This window comes from Archangium sp., from assembly GCF_036277355.1.
Lineage (GTDB): Bacteria > Myxococcota > Myxococcia > Myxococcales > Myxococcaceae > Archangium.
Genome location: NZ_DASUNC010000019.1, coordinates 22,484 through 41,923, shown reverse-complemented (window position 1 = coordinate 41,923; position 19,440 = coordinate 22,484). Strand labels below are relative to the sequence as shown.

Below are 19,440 nucleotides of genomic sequence, written 5' to 3'. Positions count from 1 at the left end.
ACCGCTTCACCACCCGCCCGGGCCCACGTCGCCCGTGCTGCTCTGCGACGGCGCCACCTTCAGCACGTCCGCTCCCGTGCGTCCGCGGATGCTCGTCACGTACATGTCCTCGATGAAGGCCGGCGGCGCGGAGAACGTGCCCGCGAACTGCGCCCGCATCACGTACCCCACCGTGCGCGGACTGTCGCTCCACCACGCCGGCTCCTCGAAGAAGAACGTGGCCCGCTCGGGGCTCAGCGAGCGGCGCTTGAGGGCCTCGGGCGCCAACGGCAGCGCGTGCGGCGGACCGCGGAACTCCTTGTCCTCCACCAGCGGCACGAAGCCCGCCGGCACCGCGTCCTCCACCACGTAGTACGCCGAGCGGTTCCGGTTCTCACCGCGCGCATCCAGCGTCAGCTCCACGTACACCTCTTCGCCCTGGCTGACGCTGACGCCCGGCTCGAGCTTCACCCGCCCGCCCTCGCGCAGCACGTAGTAGGCGCGCTGGAGGCTCATGCCCTCGGCCACCGGCTTCACCTCCGCCAGTGGCGTGGCCGCCGTGGCCCGCAGCGTCGCCACGCCCGCGAAGTCCGCCACGTCCACCGAGCGCGTCCCCGGCTCCAGCGTCGCCACCAGCCCCATGCCTCGTGGCGTGAAGCGCACCGGGCCCTTCGCTCCCTTCACCTCCGGCGGCGCCAGCTTGCGGAACTCCTTCGCGTCGCGCTCGATCAGCCACATCGAGTGCAGCAGCGCCGTGCTCCGGTCGAACGTGGACAGCCCCGGCTCCGTCAGCGCCTCCAGCAGCCTCCGGCGCGCCTTGTCCACGTCCATCTTCCCGAAGGACGCCGCGTGCCCGAGCACGGCGGTGAGGCCCACCCGGCGCAGCGGATAGCGCCACAGGGCCTCGCTCGGCGCGGGCAGGTTCGCCAGCGAGACGAAGCCCTCGTTGCTCCGGGCCACCAGCTCGTCGATGCGGTCCTTCAACGCGGGCTCCTTCATCACGCCCGACTTCTCCGCGGCCAGCACCGCCAGCGCCAGCGGGTACAGGTCTCCCGGCTGCGCGGCCTGCACCAGCGCGCGCACCCGGGCCGCCTGCCGCTCCCCGTCCAGCCGCGCCAGCACCCAGGCCCGCGTGGCGTCCCACTCGAAGGGCAGCCCCTCCTGGGCCTCCAGCCAGCGCATGCTCTCGGTGATGCGCGGATCATTCCGGTCCACCAGCCCCGCCTCCACCGCGTACGCCAGCCCGTCCAGGGCGATGAGCGTCATGGGCACATCCGGCGTGCTGTAGCCGCTGAACCAGGTGAAGCCGCCCCCGCGCACGGACATCTCCAGGATGCGCGCCGTCCCCTGCACCGAGCGGCTGCGCGCCTCGGCCAGCAGCGACTGGCTGTCCGTGTCGAGCGACTCCAGCGCGCCCGCCTTCTTCAACGTCTGGTACAGCGCCACGTTGGGCACCGTGGTGGACACCAGCTGCTCCAGGCACCCGTACGGGTACGTGAGCAGCTCGCGCACGTTGGACAGCGCCGCGTCCACCAGCGAGGGCTGCAACACCAGCTGCACCTCGGACAGCGTCGCGCTCCGCGCCGCGGGCAGGGCCAGCGAGCCGCCGCCCCACTGAGACACCTTCACCGGCTCCTCCAGCACCGCCGGCCGCACCGCCACCGTGCGCCTGTCTCGCAGCGGCTCCTTGCCTCCCGTCACCTCCACCGCCAGCTCGGCCAAGCCCGGGCCCTTCGTCTTCAGCGTGATGGGCAGCACCTGCTCGCCGCCCTGGCCCAGCTCCACCTTCTGCGTCGCCTCGGAGGACTCGAGCACCCCCGCCGCCGCGAGCCGCACGTCCAGCAACTGGCTGCCCTTGGACAGCTCGCCTGCGGACAGGCGCACCGACGCGAGGGCCTCATCGCCCTGGCGGAGGAACTGCGGCAGCGCGGCGTACAGGTTGAGCCCTCCGCGCGTGGCGAACTCGGCCGTGGACTCGCCGAAGCGGCCCGCGGTGTCCGCCGCCACGCCCGTCACCACCCACAGCGTCTGGTTGGACGGCAGCTTGAAGCGCAGCGTCGCCCGCCCGTCCCGGTCCGTGACCACCGTGGGGCTCCAGTACGCCGTGTCCCGATCCAGGTCCTTCGCCTGCCGCGTGGGCGGCTTGATGGAGGCGAAGGCATGGTCCGGCAGCCCCGCCATCTTCCGCGCCAGGGCCTCGCCATAGCCGTAGCCCTGGAACTCGGCCGAGAAGAAGGTGGCCACGTTGTTGCGGCCCACCGGGTAGAAGAAGTCCAGCACCTTCGGGCGGAACTCGTTCTGGATGGCGTAGACGGCCTTGTCCACCACGCCCACCGACAGCTGCGCCACCACGCCCTGGCCCTCGTGGTCCACCACCCGCACGTCGATGACCTGCTCGGTGAGCGGCGTGGCCTCGGCCCGCCGGGGCTGCAACGAGACGGAGAGCGTCCGCTCCGAGGGGATGACACGGAAGCCCACCGTGCGCTCCTCCCAGCGGCCCGAGGCCGTCGGGTACGCCACCGAGGCATACACCGCGCTGCCGAAGCGCTTCTCCACCTCGAAGGCGTGCACCAGCGTGCGGCCCTTCTGCTGCACCAGCTGCGTGCCGTACACCCCCGAGCCCGTGAGCGTCACCCACACCGGGCCCTCGTCCGAGCCCCCCGGGCCCCAGCTGTCCGGCAGCAGCGCCACGAGCTGCGCCGTGTCTCCCGGCTCCAGCGTCCCCGAGAGCGACGCCAGCGTCAGGTTGGGCACCTGCGCCACCGGCTCCGAGGCCTCGCCAATGACGAGCAGCTGATCCTCCCCCGTCCAGGCCTCGCCGCCCTTGTCCTTCACCGTGACGCGCGCCACCACCGCGCCCGCGTCCGAGGTGGGCACCTTCTCGCGGTACGTGCCATCCGCCGCCGTGGTGAAGCCCTTCTTGCCGAGGCTCTTCTCGCCGCCATCCGCCTTGCGCAGCACGAACTCCACCTCGCCCGGCGTGGCGCCGTAGGGCTTGCCGGAGAGCGTGGTGGCGCGGATGCCCAGCGTGGCCTCGGTGCCCTTCTTCACCACCGCCGCCGAGTAGCGCGTGCTGCCCAGCACCTCCACCTTCGAGAGGAAGAAGGCGGCGCTCGCGTTGGCGAACGTCTGTTGATCATCCCGCGCGCGCACGGTGAGCGTGTAGCGGTACGGCAGCCGCTCCTCGCCCGGCTTGAGCGCGGGCACCGCGATCTCGATCTGCCCATCACCGTTGGCGTCGAACGTCGCGGCGCTCGCCCACGGGTCCTCTTCCGCGCCGCGCTCGGCCACCGTGGAGAACAGGCGCTCCGGGACGCTCAACCGGCCCTCCGACGTCGAGGCGCTCCCGTACGTCACCGCGCTCCCCTGCCCGCCCAGCCCCGCGTCATCCACCCAGGCCGGCGCATCCAGCAGCGAGCGGTAGAGGAACACCTCGTACTTCGCTCCCGGAGGCACTCCACCCGCGTACCGCCGCGCCCTCACGGTGGCCCGCAGCGTCTCGCCCGGCACCACCGTCTCCTTCTCCGGCTGCAGCTCCAGGTAGAAGGTGGGCTTCACGTAGTCCTGCACGCGCGCCTCGCCCTGGTACGGCTGCGTGTCCAGCTCGGCCATCACGCGCAGCACGCCCGTGCCCAGGTCCGCCGGTACCTTCAGCGTGCCGTTGAAGCCGCCGAACTCGTCCACCTTCGCGCTCGTGCGAATCTCGCGGCCCTCGGCCGACACGAGCTTCACCGCCACGTCGCGCCGGCGCGGCGTGAAGAGGCGCGCGAGGAAGCTGTCCGGCTGGCGCACCAGGCCGCGGAACCTCACCTCATCGCCCGGCTTGTAGATGGGCCGATCGCTGTAGATGAACACGTCCGGCGCCACCGCCAGCGACGAGTAGAAGTCCGTGTCCACGATGGCCGTGTCCCCACCCGCCGTCGCCGTGGCGATGAGGCGCGGCTCCTGCACGGCCAGCGTCACCTCGCCCTTGTCGTCCGTGGTGCCCGCGGGCCCCTTGCCCGAGCCCAGATACACCTGCACCTGCGCACCGGCGCGCGGCTTCTGATCCCTCCCCGCCACACGCACCAGCACCTGCCCGTCCGTCTGCTTGAGCTGCACGGTGAGATCCGTGACGACGAGCACCACCTGTCCCTCCACGCGGCCCTGGACGAGCTGGAGGATGTACGTGCCCACCGGCAGCGGCGGGAGCGTCACGCGGCGCTCCTCGAAGCCACCGCTGTAGTACGAGGTGTCGAAGCCCGGGACGCTGAACTCGCGCTCGGAGCCGCCGAGGTCCAGGTTCAACCACTGGCTGCGCACCACGGAGAAACCGGCGGGCACGCCCACGAGCTTCTCGGCACCCTCGGACACGCGGGCGAGCGGACGGCCCGGCGGCGGAGGCGGACGCGCGGGCAGGCCCGGCGCCACGGCCTTGCGGAAGTCCTCGTTCAGAGCGAACAGCAGGAACGAGCCCGGCGAGTGCGCCGCGTTGAGGCCGCGGCTGAGCGCGTTGCCGGGGTTCGCCGTGGTGGGCGGAGCCTGCCAGGCGCGCCGGAGGTCCCCCTGCGCGCGGATGAAGGCGTCCGTGTCCGCGGGCTTGAGCACCCGCAGCTCCACGGGCCCCTTGTTCTCGAAGGCCACATCCACGGCCACGGGCTCACTGCTGCCGTAGGCACGGGGAACGGTGATGTAGAGCGGCCTGGCCGCCGCCACGCCAGCGCACACCAGCGCGGCCAGCACCGCGATGCGAGCGGAGTACCTCATGAACCAAACCCTCCCGGAACCAGCCTGTTGCCATCCACCGTGCCGCGCAGCCCCACGTAGGGCAGCGTCTCCAGCTCACGCCGCGCCGCCTCGATCTCCGGAGGGGCCGCGCTCGGCCGCGGCTTGCTCGAATCCGCCTGCGTCACCTGCGACCAGTACCCATCCGCCATCAACATGCCGAGCAGCCGCCCGGTGTTGACGCCGAAGGACACCGAGCCCGGCGCGCGCAGCCCCTGCACCACCGGCGCCGCCGCGTTGAGCAGGTTGGGCCCCTTTCCCTCGCACGCCTTGCGCAGCCGCGCGAGCACGTCCGGCGTGGAGGCCAGCACGTGGTGTCCGCACAGCGTGGCGGACTCCATCGTGTTGGGCCCGGAGAAGAGCTGCCCCAGCGCGGCCGCGTCCTCGGGCCGGCCCCACAGCAGCGCCACCTCGGTGGGCAGCGAGGAATCTCCCCGAGGCGTCCACACCATCGCCACCTGACGCGTGCGCAGCGGCACCGCGGCGCCCTTGCCGGACCAGAAGGCCTTGAGCGTGTCCTTGTCCAACTGCTCGGGCAGCTTGAGCTGGAGCGCGAGCAGCACCGGCGTCTCCTCGGGGATGAGCTTCAGCAGCTCGTCCGAGAGCGGCGCGCTGTCCAGCCGGGGCTCGTCCGCCACGGGCCCGGAGATGCCCCGGCCCACGAGCCGCTTGCCGTCCACGGCGAACTGCAGCCGGATGCCGTTGGCCACGCCCATGATGTGCGTGAGCAGCTGCGCCTCGCGGCCGAGCGGCTCGGGAGCGAAGCCCAGCTCCACGTCCACGCCCTGGGGCGCCTCGAGGTCCAGGTGCCCCTCGCACAGGCCCTGGAGCACCACCGCCGGGTGCCGGCCGAACACCAGCTTGTCGTCCGTGCGCGCGGCCCACAGCGACTGCTCGGCGATGAGCCAGCGCTGCAACGTGAAGCCCTCCGAGGGCGCCTCGCCCTCCCCGCCCGGACACGCCGCGGCCACCAGTTCGTTGCGGCGCACCACCTGGCTCATCGAGTCGAAGGCCGCCATGGTGGCGTTGCCCGGCTCGGGGACGATGAGGGCGGGCGTGCCCGCGCGGTTCTCCCCGGAGAACCACACCATGCGGAACGGCGCGGCCAGGAGCTGTCCGGCCATGACGTCGAACACGGCGCCCTGGAAGCCGCCCCCCAGGTCCTCGCCCCGGGTGTCGAGGAACGCGGCCCACCCGCCCACGAAGCCCTTGCCGAGCGGCTTCTGGATCTGCTCCTTCACCCACGCGTTGCCCGCGAGCGCTTCACGCACCTTGCCCGGCGCATAGACGTCCACCCAGAAGGCCGGACGCACGGGCTCGGTGGGCACCTGCATCTGTCCCGGCTTGCCGGGCGCGGGAGGCAGGGCCTGCAGCACCGAGCCCTGGCCGGAGCCGGACGTGCCCGAGGGCCCGGAGGAGACCTGGCCATCCGGCCCCTTCGCCGGACCCCCCGAGGTGCCACGGCCGATGAAGAAGGCGGCCACGGCCACCACGACGAGCACGGCGACGCCGATGCCCACGAGGAGGGCCTTGGGAGGACCCGAGGGGGCCGGGGGCGGTGCACCCGGCGCGGGAGAGGGAGGGTTCATCGCATCCACTCCTTGAAGCGGAAGAAGCCGAGGAAGGCGGTGTTCTGGGGCACCGGGCGCCACTCCAGCGGAGCCTCGGTGACGAGCGACTGGAGGACGCCGGTGCGCACCGCGGCCCCCTTGTCGCCCGGGTGGTAGACGATGCGCGTGGGGGCGTGCGCCTTGTCCTCGGGGCGCACCACGAGCATCAGGTGGAAGAGGGGGCCGGCATCGCGCTCCTGGCGGAAGGCCAAGAGGTCGCCGGTGCGCAGCGACTCGCGCGTGGCCTCGTCGCGGCCGAGCGGCACGAAGCTGTGCGCCAGCAGCGTCTCGGCATCGGCGAAGTCACCGGGCCGGCCCTTGTCGTCGAGCCACAGGGGCGAGGCGAGCCGCTCGGGGCGGAAGCGCCGGTACGCGCCCCGGAAGGCGAAGCGCACCAGGCCGGCGCAGTCGCGCTGGTCGGGGTGCCAGGCCGGGTCCATGCGGCGCACCTGGGCGAGCGCCACCTGGGCCACCTCGCGCCGCAGCAGCGTCTCGAGGGCCTCGGCGGGAGCGGGCGTGGCCGCGAGCGTCAGGAGCAGGAACAGCGCACTCATGGCGAGCCGGGAGCCTCAGCCTTCCGAGTCCACGCCGCCACTGGTGAGCGTCTTGACGGCCGCGTCCAGGTTGCGAGGCCACGCGGGGCCCTTGGGAGCGGGGTCCTGCGAGGGCACGTACACCTCGGCCTTGCCGTCGCCGAGCACGTTGATCCAGGCGAGCACGCGCGTGGTGCCGGGGGTGGCGAGCGGGATGCGCACCATGCGGCGCAGCTCCTGGGGAGTGCCCTCGTAGAGGACGACGTTGAGGGTGGCCACGGTGTGGGCCTTGTCTCCGCCAGGCCAGTAGTTGGTGGCGATGAGGTAGAGGCCCTTGGGGGGCGCGCGGTGGACGTAGAGGTAGGGCCCGTAGGCGGGATCGTCGAAGGAGCCGCCCTGCTCGTTGAGGTAGAAGGTGCCGCCGCTGGGGCTGTCGGTGTCGGCCCAGTAGACGTGGGCCATCTTCTTCAAGTCGAGCACCGGGCCCTCGCCCGCCTTGGGGGTGGAGACGCTGTCCTGGGTGGGCTCGTAGATGTGGAGGTCCGTGTAGACGCCCTGGGTGTCGCTGGTGAGGATGGCCTTGAGCGGCACGGGGGGAATCTGCGCGTAGCTGGTGGCCTGGGCGCGCGCGGTGCCGGCCTGATTGGTGGCCATGAGGGTGACGACGTTCTTGCCGCTGGCGGCGGGGAACTTGCGCTTGAAGCGCCCGCTGAAGGTGCGCATCAGGTAGCGGTCGCCGTTGATGGAGATGACCACCGGGTCGATGGTGGTGTCGCTGACGGTGCCCTCGACGAGCAGCATGCGGTCCACGGTCCAGCCGCCGGAGGGGGCGGTGAGGCGCACGGTGGGCAGCGTCTTGCCCTGGCCGATGGGAACGCCCTGCTGACGGGAGGGCGTGGTCGGAGCCTGGGAGAGCAGCACGGCCAGGAGTACGGACAGCATCGCGGGCAGGTCCTGTCGAAGGGAAGAGCGGCGGACAGCCTGCGTCATGTGGCCGCTGCATTCAAGCAGCGAGAGCCCCTGGCACGGGGGCTCTCCCGACCCTCCGCGAGGACGGAGTTCCCGAGGCGGCTCACACGGTGACGGTGCGGAAGTAGTTCCTGCTCAACCACGCGACGTGCCCGTCATCCCACGAGTCCCTGTCCGTGAAGCCCGCGTCATCCATCACCTTGGTGTACGCCGCGAGCGTCCCGGACTTGTCGATGAGCTCGGCGGTGGAGACGTTGGGCGTCATCCCCGAGGAGGCATAGTCGACGTACAGGGCCATGTTGCAGCGCAGGGAGGCCACGGCCTGCTGGGCCGCCAGGGTGGAGTGGTAGTGATCCGAGTGATCGTTCGGATTCCTCGCCCTGTCCGTGTCCGCCGTGTTGAGCCAGAGGACGGAGATGCCGCCGAGCTCGAAACGGATGAGTTGATCCAGCGTCGTGACCAGGGATTGCCAGCCCTCGTAGGTAGCCGAACCGTCGAGCGCCGTGGTCCTCGGCACCCTCCGCTCGTAGAGTTGCTGCAGGCTGCCCGTGCGGCTGCCATCCGGGAAGCCATCCGGCAGGCGCAGGAAGTAGCTGACCGTGTTCTTGTACTGCCAGTAGGCGATGCTCCGGCCGTTGAAGGTCCGGGTGCCGGACACCGGCGTGGCGGGCGATGAAGACGCCGCGTCCGCCGCGAACTTGATGGAGCTCCGGGCGCCGTTCTCCCGGGCCTGGTAGTAGGTGTTTCCGCTAGTCGCATCCCCCGCGGTGGTGAAGATGAAGAGCACCTTCCCAGAAGAGTTGTGGATGTCGTTGTAGGCATTGACTCCCATGAAGAGTTGCCAGTCGTCCTCATGCGCGGCGATGTACATGGAGAACTCGGAGTATGATGGCATGACGCGCCTCCTTCCCGGAGAGATTGTCCAGCGCGCACCCGCCTGTCCACGAGCGGGAGAGACGCCGCCAGCCCGAGGGCTCATGGCCCCGCTCCCGGCCGGGCCCTCCCGAGGCCGCATGCCCTCGCGAGTGGCTGCTACGGGAGGATGACCCGGATGGCGTGGTTGTACGAGTCGCTCACGTAGATGCGCCCGCCGGCACCGGTGGCGAGCCCCGTGGGAGCGGCGAGCTCCGCCACGTCACCTGGACCGAGCCGCGTCCCCGCCAGGCCCGAGCCGGCGAGGGTGACGACCCGCCAGGAGTTGGCCTGGGCGCCGGGCAGCAGCTTGCGGATGCGGAAGTTCCCCGAATCCGCCACCACCACGCCCCCGTCGGCGGCCACCGTCATGCCCAGCTGCGCGCGGAACCGGGCGTCGCTCCCCGCGCCATCCGCGAAGCCAAACACCCCTCCGCGCTGTCTGCCGGCAAGGGTGTCCACCGCGTAGGGGGGCTTCAGGGAGATGCGGCGCACCAGCTGGCTGGCCGCATCCAGCATGTACAGGACGTCCTCCCCGGCCGCCAACGCCGTGGGATAGAAGAAGCTGGCCTCCTTGCCCAGCGCCGAGTCCTGCCTGCCCGCGCCACCACTGCCGGCGAGCGTCACCACCTCCTGCGTGCCGGCGCGGAGCATCCGCAGCCGGTTGTTCATCTCGTCCACGATGTAGAGGTTGCCCGCCGCGTCCGTGGCGAGCGCCAGCGGCCGGAAGAACTTCGCCTGCGAGCCCGCGCCGTCGGCGAAGCCTCCCTGCGAGGCCCGCCCCGCCACGGTGCTCACCGTCCAGCCGGTGGCGCCACGCTGGAGCTGGCGGATGACGTGGTTGTCGGAGTCCGCCACGTAGATCTCCCCCGCCGGCCCCACCGCCACCGACGTGGGAGAACGGAACATGGCCTGCTCCCCAGGGCCATCCCGGAAGCCGGGCTGCCCGTTGCCCGCCAGCGTGATGACCGTGTGTGCCGCATCCGCCTGGATGAGCCGGATGCGATGGTTCCCGGTGTCAGCCACCACCACCTCCCCCGCCGGGGTGACCGCCAGCCCGGTGGGCGCCTGGAAGCGGGCCTGCGCCGCGGGGCCATCCTGGAATCCCGGTGCACCGGCCTGCCCGGCGAAGGCCTCCACGCTTCGGGCCCACTGGCCGGCCGGTGGGTAGCTCACGGGCCCCGGCCCCGTCACCGCGGGCAGCGTGCGCGGGGGGCGCCGGTGGGCGAGCGCCCGCTCGAGTACGTTGAGCGTCATGCGCTCGACGCGGGCATCCCTCAGCTCCGGATCCGGGCTCATGGCGAGCCCCCAGTAGATGGTGCCCGCGGAGAAGACCAGCCGCCCCGAGGGCAGGGTGCGATCCACCGTCGTGCTGTAGGACGGGACGCCCTCCGCGCTCACCACCGGGCTCTTCATGCTGACGTTGAGCCCCGAGGGCGCGCCCGGCAGCTCGGGGAAATGCCTGTCGTACTCATACCCCACGAGCCCTGTCAGCGGCGTCCCCCGCCGCAGCCCCGTCCCCTCGAAGAGCCAGTGCGCGTCGTCCGCCACCACCAGGGGGAACATGACGATCTGCCAGCCCTCGTACATCACCCCGAAGAGCTGGCTCTCCGGGCGCTCGTTGGGGGGATCCCGGAAGCGCACCGTGGTGCCCGGCTGCGGGTCCAGCTTCTGCTCGTTCTTGTAGCAGGCCATGTTGCGCAGCGGACGTCCCTTCGAGTCTGGCTGGAAGCGGACGCGCCAGTACCCGCCATTCCCGCCGAAGTAGGCCAGGCTCATCTTCCCGCCCGCGAGCGCGGCGTCCAGCTGATCCCTCTCCTGCTCCGGCCAGTACTCGTCCTGGGCCGCGCCGATGAAGGCGCCAATCCCCTCCAGGAAGTTGGAGAAGCGCAAGAAGTCGAGCTGCGTCCCATACGTCACGTCATAGCCATGCTGCTCCAGGAGCTGGATGAAGCCGAGCTCGAGGAAGAACGTCTTCCCGGCGCCGTTGCCGGCATTGTAGGGGCGGTTGAAGGACACCTCGCGTGCACGGCCAAACGGTGTCGTCCCGGAGGCATCGTAGTAGAGGCTCGTGCCACCCCAGGTGTTGTACGCCTGATAGGTGGTGAAGTTCGGCGTGTAGAGGAGCTCCGCCGCGCGCTTGTCGCGGATGACGAAGGGCGTGTACCGCATGCCCCCATCCTCCCGGGTGAGCTTCAGCACGTAGAGGCCGGAGACCCACGAGGAATCGATGGGAATGGAGAAGGTGTCCTTCCAATCACATTCGATGCGCCCGCTCGCCACGTCGCGCGGGCACGCCGCCTGCGCCCCCGTCCGCCAGGGTCCCCCACTCCACACCTTTCGAGCCTTGGCCCCCCCGTAATATCCCATCCGGTACAGCGTGGCCGTGAGGGTGCGCTCCGTGGGGGTGGAGACCTTGACGCCGAGGCTCTCGCCCGCTTCCACGGACTCGGTGGAGGTGTAGAACTCGAGCTCCCCCTCGTCGGCGGCGAATCCACTCTGCCACTGGGGATCTCCCGGGAGCTGGTTCTCCGCCAGGATGGGGTTGGGCCGCGGCTGGCGATCGAGCGGCTGCGGGGGCGGGTTGCAGTTGGAAGTGCACTCCCCTCCAGGGGTCTCGGGGCGCGGCTCCTCCGACTTCGGGCGGGTGGGAGTGTCACGGCATCCCCACCAGAGCAGCGCGGCCAACAGCAACACCCCTCCCCTGAAGACTCCACCACGCTCCGCGTGCATACCGCTCTCCTCGTTGGGAGCTGGGACTCGAAGCCCAGCAGGCGGGGAAGAGGGTAGGGCCGTATGCCCCACGAGGAATCACCGCCGCCAGGACGAGGAGAGCGTCATGTGATGAACGAGCACCCGCCCCCCTTCGTGGGGAGCGGGTGCCCGATTTCAGCGGGGAACCGCCGTTTCAGCGGGGACTAGCAGCCCGTCTCCACGGCGCCGATGTCCGGCCCGGCCCCGCAGAACTTGAGACCCAGGTTCTCACCCCGGTCCACGGCCAACGGCCCGGGCACCAGCGTGGTGGGGTCGAGCTGGGCATTGCCCTCGAGCGAGTTGCCGTCGAAGCCCTGGCCGCGCCACTGCGCCAGCTTCAAGGCGGAGCCGCCCTTCAGGAAGGTAGCGCCCGGCCGGTAGAGGTTGGAGCTCATCTTCAGCCCCGGCGCCTGGCTGCCCAGCTTCACCGCGGAGGCCGCGTCGATGATGTTGTTCTTCACCACCAGGTCCTGCGTCGGGCCGCCATCCCCGCTGCCGAGGATGAGCGCCGCCGTCTGCAGCCGGGTGAAGGTGTTGTTGTACACCTGCGTCCCCTGGGAGTTGGCCAGCTGCAGCCCGCCCCCCGTCCCCCGGGCCGTGCTCATGTCCCGGATGAGGTTGCGGCGGATGACGATGCCCGAGGGCAGCGGACCGTAGCGGTTGCCGCCCACGCCGATGGCCAGACCCGATTCGTAGAAGTCATTCTCCTCGATGAGGATGTTCTTCGCCGACATGTGCACCACCATGGCGCCGTTGCCCTTGGAGTGGTGCATCTTGTTGCGGCGCACGGTGACGTTGGTGCACGTCTTGATGTCCAGCCCCTGCTCGAAGTTGCCGTACAGGTCATTGCCCTCGATGAGGATGCCATCCGCTGGCGCGCTGGGCATACTTCCATCCTCGCTGTAGCACTGGATGGAGTCCCCCGAGTTGTCGTGGATGACATTGTTGCGCACGGTGATGTTGCGCGCCGTGGGCTGGATCATCACCCCGTGGGAGTCCTCGCCCGCGAGGACGTGGTGGTGGATGTCATTGTTCTCGAGCGTGGCGCCATTGGCTCCATTGTGGAAGCTCACCCCCGCGCCATACTTCGCGTGGTGGATCTCCGAGTCGGCGAGCAGCGTGCCCTGGACATTGCCTGAGAACGCCACCCCGAGCGCCGGACGGTTCTCGACGTCGATGTTGAAGCCCCGGATGATCCAATGGCTGCGCGTCACCACCATGAGGGCACCGGACTGGGAGCCCAGGACGATGCGGGGCTTGCCCTCGCCCAGCAGGGTGATGGGAGCCGAGGCGGTGCCATCGCGGACGGAGCCCATGAGGAGGACGCGCTCGGCGTAGGTGCCGGCGCGTACGCGGATGAGCTCGCCCGGCCCGGCCAGGGTGATGGCCCGGGAGATGGTGCGCAGCGGGGCCGCGGCCGTACCGGCCGACGTGTCCTTGCCCGTGGTGCTCACCACCCACTCGCGCTTGTACGCGGCAGGGGTGACGGGAGGAGCAGAAGGGGTGCTGGGCAACGGGGAGGACCCCGTGTTCCCATCCTGGCCGGCGGGAATCTGGCCCTGCGAGGGCTCGGAGGGCACTTCGCCGGCCTGGGGCTCATCCGTGGGCAGCTCGCCCGTCCGTGGATCGGGAGCGCCGGACGAGTCGATGGGAGGGGGAACTTCCGTGGCCGGGCCGTCGATGAATTCCTGGGCTCCATCGTCCCGCCCGGCGGGCGCTCCACAGGCAGTCACCAGACAGGACACAAGAGCAGCGGCAAATAGGGAGGACTTGCTGAACTGTTTCATTGAGAACACCTTTCTGTTTCGTGCGGTGCTCTCGACAGGGGGACCCCCCCACCTATTCCTTTGAAACCCAAGGAGGGTGCCTTCCCCGCACCCCCATCAAGGACTCGAGCTGTTGTCAGGAAGCTCGCTGCCCGAAAGGCCGTATCAACAGTCCGTTTCCACGGCGCCGATGTCCGGCCCCCTACCGCACGTGGGGCCGAGCTCCACGCGCTCTCCGGCATCCACGGCCAACGGCCCGGGCGCCAGCGTGGTGGAGTCGAGCTGGGCATTGCCCTCGAGCGAGTGGCCGTCGAAACCCTGGGCCTGCCATTGGGACAGAGTCCAGCTGGAGCCTCCGCTCCGGAAGGTGGCGCCCGGCTGGTAGAGGTTGGAGTCCATCTTCAGCCCCGGTGCCTGGCCGCCCAGGCTCACCGCGGAGGCCGCGTCGATGATGTTGTTCTTCACCACCAGGTCCTGCGTCGGGCCGCCATCCCCGCTGCCGAGGACGAGCGCCGCCGTCTGCAGCCGGGTGAAGGTGTTGTTGTACACCTGCGTCCCCTGGGAGTTGGCCAGCTGCAGCCCGCCCCCCGCCCCCCGGGCCGTGCTCATGTCCCGGATGAGGTTGCGGCGGATGACGATGCCCGAGGGCGGCGGCCCGTAGCGGTTGCCGCCCACGCCGATGGCCAGCCCCGACTCGTAGAAGTCATTCTCCTCGATGAGGATGTTCTTCGCCGACATGTGCACCACCATGGCGCCGTTACCCTGGGAGTGGTGCATCTTGTTGCGGCGCACGGTGACGTTGGAGCACGTCTTGATGTCCAGCCCCTGCTCGAAGTTGCCGTACAGGTCATTGCCCTCGATGAGGATGCCATCCGCTGGCGCGCTGGGCATCCTTCCATCCTCGCTGTAGCACTGGATGGAGTCCCCCGAGTTGTCGTGGATGACATTGTTGCGCACGGTGATGTTGCGCGCCGTGGGCTGGATCATCACTCCGTGGGAGTCCTGGCCCGCGAGGACGTGGTGGTGGATGTCATTGTTCTCGAGCGTGGCGCCATTGGCTCCATCGTGGAAGCTCACCCCCGCGCCATACTTCGCATGGTGGATCTCCGAGTCGGCGAGCAGCGTGCCCTGGACGTTGCCGGAGAACGCCACCCCGATGGCCGGACGGTTCTCGACGTCGATGTCGAAGCCCCGGATGGTCCAATGGCTGCGCCCCACCACCATGAGGGCGCCGGACTGGGAGCCCAGGACGATGCGGGGCTTGCCCTCGCCCAGCAGGGTGATGGGAGCCGAGGCGGTGCCATCGCGGACGGAGCCCATGAGGAGGACGCGCTCGGCGTAGGTGCCGGCGCGCACGCGGATGAGCTCGCCCGGCCCGGCCAGGGAGACGGCCCGGGAGATGGTGCGCAGCGGGGCCGCGGCCGTACCCGCCGCCGCGTCGTTGCCCGTGGTGCTCACCACCCACTCGCGTACGGGGTGGGCTGGGACGATCGGAGCCGTGGGCCCGGCGCTCGAGGAGGAGGTGGGAACGCCCGGGGGCCCGTCTGGCTGGATGGCGTCCGAGCCGATCGCGCCGCTCGTTCCCGGGGCGGCTCCTCCTCCACACGCGGAGGCCAGCAGCGCGGCGGCGAGCAGAGGGGACAGGGTGGATGCAATGCGCATGGGGACAATCCCTCGTGGGAAAGAGTGAGTGGTCTGGGACACCGCGCGGACGCGGTTGATTCCGGCGGGTGAAGGCCCAGGAGCGGGGGGAGTGGCCGCTGGCTGGCATGCCCCGCGGGCCCGGGGTCTCATCCAGCAGCCGATGCTTCATTGCCCTCCAGATGGTGCGCTGGGAGGCAATGGTCCCCACGCCCCCAGGTGCGCACCCTGGGGTCACCGCGGAAACGAGCAGGCCTTGGCTCGGTGGATGGGCGTGGGGGGATGAGCATGGGACGCAAGCCGAGAGAGGGCCGGGACCGCTGGGCATTCGGATTCCTGCTCGCGTTCCTGGTCTGCATCTATCTCAGCCCGGGTGAGTGGATTCCCGGGGCCGCGCAGTGGCGGCCGGCGCTGCTGACGTCGGCCGTGGCCACGGGCCTGTTCCTCCTGGGACGCGTGGGGCGCAGGCAGCCGCTGTGGGCGGATGGCCAGCGGGGCGTGCTCCTCATGTGCTTCTGTGGCCTGGTCTTCGTCTCCGTGCGCTGGTCGCTGTACCCGGACGTCACGCGCTCCACGGCGGTGGAGCTCCTCAAGTGGGTGCTCGTCTATTTGACGGTCGTCAACCTCGTGACGACGGAGCGGCGCCTGCGGTGGGCCCTGCTCGCCCTCATCCTGTCCTCGCTCGTCACCTCCCGCGGGGTCATCGCCTGGCACCACGCGGGGGTGGACATGGTGGAGGGCTACCGCGCGCGGTGGCTGGGCGTGTACGCGGATCCCAACCGCATGGCGATGAGCGTGGGCATCGTGGTTCCCCTGGCGGTGGCCTTCTTCGTCCGGCGGCAGACCCTGTGGGTGGTGCGCCTGGCCTGTGGCGTGGCCGCCGCGATGGCCATCACCGCCATGGTGTTGAGCTACTCGCGCGGCGGCTTCCTGGGGCTCGTGGCTTCCGCGGCGACATGGCTGGTGTTGGAGCGCCGCCTGGGCCGCACGCTCCTCGTCGTGGGCGTGGCCGCGGCCATGCTGGTGCTCTCTCCGCGGAGCTTCTGGGAGCGGACCCGCACGGTGTCCACCTATGAGCAGGATGCCTCGGCGATGAGCCGCGTGGAGGCCTGGACGGTGGCCTCGCGGGTGAGCCTGGAGCACCCGCTGCTGGGCGTGGGGGCGGGCACCTTCCCCTTCGCGTGGCAGCTCTATGGGCCCCAGAACGCGAGCGGCCGGGTGTACGCCGCGCACAATGTCTTCCTCCAGGTCATCTCGGACCTGGGATTCGTGGGGCTGGGGCTCTTCCTGGCCTTCATCGGCGCGGTGCTCGGGCCCCTGTGGCAGGCCGCGCGGGAGAAGGAGCAGGGCTGGCAGGCCCGGGCGCTCACGGCGTCGGTGGTGGGCTACCTGGTGTCCTGCCTCTTCGCGGGCTTCCTGGTGTCCGTCCACTTCTACGTGCTCTTCGCGCTGGCCTCCTGCGGGGAGCGGCTGGCCCGCGCCTCCCCGGTGCCGGTGGAGGGCACGTCCAGCGGGGGCGCGCGCTCCCCCGCGCCACTCGAGCCCCACGCGCCCCTTACGGGAGGGGAAGCGCCCCAGCCCGGACGTCTCGCCCGGGGCGACACGTGGGGAGGACTGTGACATGGCGGCGGAGGGGACAGCGGCGGAGGCGGCAACGCGGCAGCAGCGCGGCACGAGCGCCACGCGACAGGCCCTGCCGCTCGTGCTCGCGCGCATGACGGCGGCCGTCATCACCGTGGTCACCCCGCTGTACCTCGCGCGCACGCTGTCGCTCGAGGAGTACGGCACCTACAAGCAGATCTTCCTGCTGTGCGGTCCGATCCTGAGCATCCTGCCGCTGGGGATGGCGCAGAGCCTCTACTACTTCGTGCCGCGGGCCCAGGGGCCCCGGGCCGTCCTCCTGCAGACGCAGCTCTTCAACCTGACCATGGGGCTCGTGGGGGCGGTGCTCCTCTGGGTGGCGCTCCCCTTCGCCGCGGAGCGGTTCCCCAACCCGGCACTGCTGCTGTTCCGCCGCGAGCTCGCCTTCTTCGTCCTCTTCTCCCTGGCCGGCGGGCTGCTGGAGACGACCCTGACCAGCCAGGGCCGCACCCGGGCGTCGGCGCTCGTGTACGTGAGCTACGAGGTGCTCAAGAGCGTGGCGCTCGTCGTGCCGTTCCTCCTGGGCTTGGGGATGAAGGGGGCCCTGGCGGCGCTCGCGGCCCTGACCCTGACGCGCTTCTGCGTGACGCTCTGGATGGTGCTCTCGGCGGAGGGCGGGCGGCCCTCGTGGACCGGCCTGCGCGCGCAGCTCGCCTACGCGCTGCCGTTCGGCGCGGCGATGATGATCAGCATTCCCCAACAGGTCGCGCACCAATACGCCGTCGCACTGGGCGTGACGCCCGCGCTCTACGCCGTGTACGCGGTGGGCTGCTTCCAGGTGCCGCTGGTGGATCTGCTCTACTCGCCCACGAGCGAAGTCCTCATGGTGCGCGTGGGCCAGTTGGACAAGCAGGGGCTCGGCGAACAGGCGGCCGGACTCTTCCGGGAGGCCGCGCGCAAGCTCGCCATGGTCTTCATCCCGGCGAGCGCCTTCCTCGTCCTCAGCGCACCGTGGGTGGTGCGCGCGCTGTTCGGCGCCAGGTTCGACGCCGCGGTCCCCATCTTCCGGGTGAGCGTGCTGGGCATCATGCTCGCGTGCCTGCCGATGGACGGGCTGCTGCGCGCGCGCGGCCAGACACGCACCATCTTCTTCTCCTACCTGGGCAAGGCGGCCGTCACGGTGCCGCTGCTCGCGGTGCTGGTGCCCTGGCTGGGGATGCTCGGCGGCATCCTGGCCTGGCTCCTGGCGGAGGTGGTGGGCAAGGCGCTGCTCTTGCGGCAGTTGCCGCGCGCGCTCGCCGCTGGAGGGCCGCCGCCCGCGCTGCGCGACTGGCTTCCCGTGAAGGAGCTCGCCCGGCTGTGCGGCGCCACGGGGCTCTGCGTGGGGGCGGTGCTCGCCACCACCCCCCGGCTGGGCCCCCTGCTCGAGACGCTGGGCGGACGCGAAGGCGCGCTGTTGCACGTCGCCGCCGCGGGCGTCCTGTTCACCGGCGCCCTGGTGCCGCTCCTCCAGGTGTTCGGGCTGCGGCCCCTCGCCCTGCTCGCCTCGCTCAGGCGCTGAAGCACTCGAGACCTTCCTCGCGGGTGCCTGCCTCCCGCGCAACCTGAAGCAGTCAGCCGTTGGAGGACACGAAGCCATGCGGATTGCATTCATCGTCGGGACCCCGCCCAAGAAGCTCGGGTCATTGGAGCAGTGGGTCCTCGGAGTCTGCGCCGAGGCGCTCCGCCGGGGCCACACGCTGGACCTGTTCACCCTCCTGCCCGTGCACCCCGTGTTACAGCAGGAGTTGGACCGGCTGGGCGTCGGCTTCGGCTCCATCGAGTCGCTCAGGGCGGCACCCGTGGCGGCCGCGCGGCGGCTCGCCAGTTACGACCTCATCTACGCGAACATGCTGCCACCGCGCTCGCAGGTGGCGTTCAGTTGCTACGCCGCCTGGCCCGCCCCGCTCGTCTTCGTGGAACACTGCGGGGACATCCACACGCCCGTGGCGCCGCTGCGCAGGTTTCTCTCCCGGGCGCTCGATCAGGTGACGCTCCGCCGCGTGAACGAGCTGGTCGGCGTGTCCGAGTACGTGCGCGGGCGCGACGTCGAGCGCTTCGGCCTGGAGGCCCGGCGCACGCGCGTCATCCACAATGGCGTGGACCCCAGCCGGTTCACGACGGAGAAGACACCCAATCCGACTGGCGCGCTGCGCATGATCTGCGTGTCGCAGCTCATCCCCGAGAAGGGCATCGACGTGCTGCTGCGGGCCATGACGCTCACGCGCGCCCAGGACTGCACGCTGCGCGTGGTGGGGTATGGCCGGATGGAGGAGCCCTACAAGGCGCTCGTGCGTGAGCTGAAGCTGGAGAAGCGGGTGGAGTTCCTCGGGATGCGCGACGACGTGCACCTGCTGCTGCGCGACGCGGAGGTGTGCGTGCACACGCCCACCCTGGAAGAGGCCTTCGGGCTCGCCGTCACCGAGGGGATGGTCAGTGGGTGCGGCGTCATCGCGACGCGCAGCGGCGGCATCCCGGAGATCATCGATGATGGGGTGAATGGCCTGCTCGTCCCGAAGGGCGATGCGGCCACGCTCGCGAAGGCCATCGACACCCTGGCGTTCGATCCGGCGCTGCGCGCGCGGCTCGGAGCCGAGGGCCGGCGCAAGGTGGAGCGCGCCTTCACGCTCTCGCGCTGCATCAGCGAGCACGTGGACTGCATGGAGCAGGTGGCCTCCGAGCGCAGGGGCGTCCCGGTGCGGCCGCGCCCCGTCCCCGTCCCCGAGGCCGCGGTACGGCCCGCGTTCGGCGTCAGCGGCGTGCCGGCCCAGGTGGGGACGCAAGGGGTACCGGCCAATGCGGTGAGCCCTCAGGGCTGAGCTCTGCGGCGAACGGGCCGGGTCCGGACGAGGGGCTCCGTGACAGGGAGGGAGGCGCGGCGGATGGGAACAG

The 19,440-nt window shown here is 70.8% G+C and carries 11 protein-coding genes; 3 read left to right on the top strand and 8 right to left on the bottom strand.

From position 1 onward, the window contains the following. Positions 1-6: 6 nt before the first annotated feature. The 8 genes from VFZ09_RS05240 to VFZ09_RS05205 all read right to left on the bottom strand — a co-directional run bounded on the left by VFZ09_RS05240 (position 7) and on the right by VFZ09_RS05205 (position 14,949). The gene (locus VFZ09_RS05240) at positions 7-4,725 is read right to left on the bottom strand and encodes an MG2 domain-containing protein (protein WP_329726369.1); all 4,719 of its coding nucleotides are present in this window, start codon (positions 4,723-4,725) and stop codon (positions 7-9) included. Beyond that, positions 4,722-6,332 carry a hypothetical protein gene (locus VFZ09_RS05235; protein ID WP_329726368.1) on the bottom strand — a complete coding sequence of 537 codons (1,611 nt, stop codon included), beginning with the start codon at positions 6,330-6,332 and terminating at the stop codon, positions 4,722-4,724. Before VFZ09_RS05235 ends, VFZ09_RS05240 begins: the two co-directional genes overlap by 4 nt. Then, positions 6,329-6,907 (bottom strand): DUF1175 family protein, encoded by a 579-nt coding sequence (locus VFZ09_RS05230; RefSeq protein ID WP_329726367.1) that lies wholly within the window; start codon positions 6,905-6,907, stop codon positions 6,329-6,331. The genes VFZ09_RS05235 and VFZ09_RS05230 overlap by 4 nt, the downstream gene beginning before the upstream one ends. Positions 6,908-6,922: 15 nt before the next feature. Continuing rightward, on the bottom strand, positions 6,923-7,828 hold the full coding sequence (locus VFZ09_RS05225; protein WP_329726366.1) for a DUF2135 domain-containing protein: 906 nt from the start codon (positions 7,826-7,828) through the stop codon (positions 6,923-6,925). Positions 7,829-7,958: 130 nt separating this feature from the next. Next, the gene (locus VFZ09_RS05220) at positions 7,959-8,750 is read right to left on the bottom strand and encodes a hypothetical protein (protein ID WP_329726365.1); all 792 of its coding nucleotides are present in this window, start codon (positions 8,748-8,750) and stop codon (positions 7,959-7,961) included. Between the two features lie 137 nt (positions 8,751-8,887). Next, entirely contained in the window at positions 8,888-11,500 is a 2,613-nt protein-coding gene (locus VFZ09_RS05215; RefSeq protein WP_329726364.1) for a N,N-dimethylformamidase beta subunit family domain-containing protein, read from the bottom strand. A 185-nt stretch (positions 11,501-11,685) separates the two neighbouring features. Beyond that, positions 11,686-13,254, bottom strand: coding sequence for a right-handed parallel beta-helix repeat-containing protein (locus VFZ09_RS05210; protein WP_329726363.1), 1,569 nt, complete (start codon positions 13,252-13,254; stop codon positions 11,686-11,688). A gap of 198 nt (positions 13,255-13,452) precedes the next feature. Beyond that, positions 13,453-14,949: a right-handed parallel beta-helix repeat-containing protein gene (locus VFZ09_RS05205; RefSeq protein ID WP_329726362.1), complete on the bottom strand. Its 1,497-nt coding sequence runs from the start codon at positions 14,947-14,949 to the stop codon at positions 13,453-13,455. A 261-nt stretch (positions 14,950-15,210) separates the two neighbouring features. On the opposite strand from VFZ09_RS05205, the gene VFZ09_RS05200 reads away from it, so the two are divergent. The 3 genes from VFZ09_RS05200 (at position 15,211) to VFZ09_RS05190 (ending at position 19,367) form a co-directional block, all read left to right on the top strand. Next, on the top strand, positions 15,211-16,548 hold the full coding sequence (locus VFZ09_RS05200) for an O-antigen ligase family protein (protein ID WP_329726361.1): 1,338 nt from the start codon (positions 15,211-15,213) through the stop codon (positions 16,546-16,548). A gap of 1 nt (position 16,549) precedes the next feature. Beyond that, positions 16,550-18,070: a lipopolysaccharide biosynthesis protein gene (locus tag VFZ09_RS05195; RefSeq protein WP_329726360.1), complete on the top strand. Its 1,521-nt coding sequence runs from the start codon at positions 16,550-16,552 to the stop codon at positions 18,068-18,070. 76 nt (positions 18,071-18,146) lie between these two features. Continuing rightward, positions 18,147-19,367, top strand: coding sequence for a glycosyltransferase family 4 protein (locus VFZ09_RS05190; protein WP_329726359.1), 1,221 nt, complete (start codon positions 18,147-18,149; stop codon positions 19,365-19,367). The last annotated feature ends 73 nt before the right edge of the window (positions 19,368-19,440 follow it).

Bases quoted from the DNA above. Each gene is read 5' to 3' on its own strand.
- VFZ09_RS05240 (WP_329726369.1), bottom strand. From the start codon at position 4,725: ATGAGGTACTCCGCTCGCATCGCGGTGCTGGCCGCGCTGGTGTGCGCT.
- VFZ09_RS05235 (WP_329726368.1), bottom strand. From the start codon at position 6,332: ATGAACCCTCCCTCTCCCGCGCCGGGTGCACCGCCCCCGGCCCCCTCG.
- VFZ09_RS05230 (WP_329726367.1), bottom strand. From the start codon at position 6,907: ATGAGTGCGCTGTTCCTGCTCCTGACGCTCGCGGCCACGCCCGCTCCC.
- VFZ09_RS05225 (WP_329726366.1), bottom strand. From the start codon at position 7,828: ATGCTGTCCGTACTCCTGGCCGTGCTGCTCTCCCAGGCTCCGACCACG.
- VFZ09_RS05220 (WP_329726365.1), bottom strand. From the start codon at position 8,750: ATGCCATCATACTCCGAGTTCTCCATGTACATCGCCGCGCATGAGGAC.
- VFZ09_RS05215 (WP_329726364.1), bottom strand. From the start codon at position 11,500: ATGCACGCGGAGCGTGGTGGAGTCTTCAGGGGAGGGGTGTTGCTGTTG.
- VFZ09_RS05205 (WP_329726362.1), bottom strand. From the start codon at position 14,949: ATGCGCATTGCATCCACCCTGTCCCCTCTGCTCGCCGCCGCGCTGCTG.
- VFZ09_RS05200 (WP_329726361.1), top strand. From the start codon at position 15,211: ATGAGCATGGGACGCAAGCCGAGAGAGGGCCGGGACCGCTGGGCATTC.
- VFZ09_RS05195 (WP_329726360.1), top strand. From the start codon at position 16,550: ATGGCGGCGGAGGGGACAGCGGCGGAGGCGGCAACGCGGCAGCAGCGC.
- VFZ09_RS05190 (WP_329726359.1), top strand. From the start codon at position 18,147: ATGCGGATTGCATTCATCGTCGGGACCCCGCCCAAGAAGCTCGGGTCA.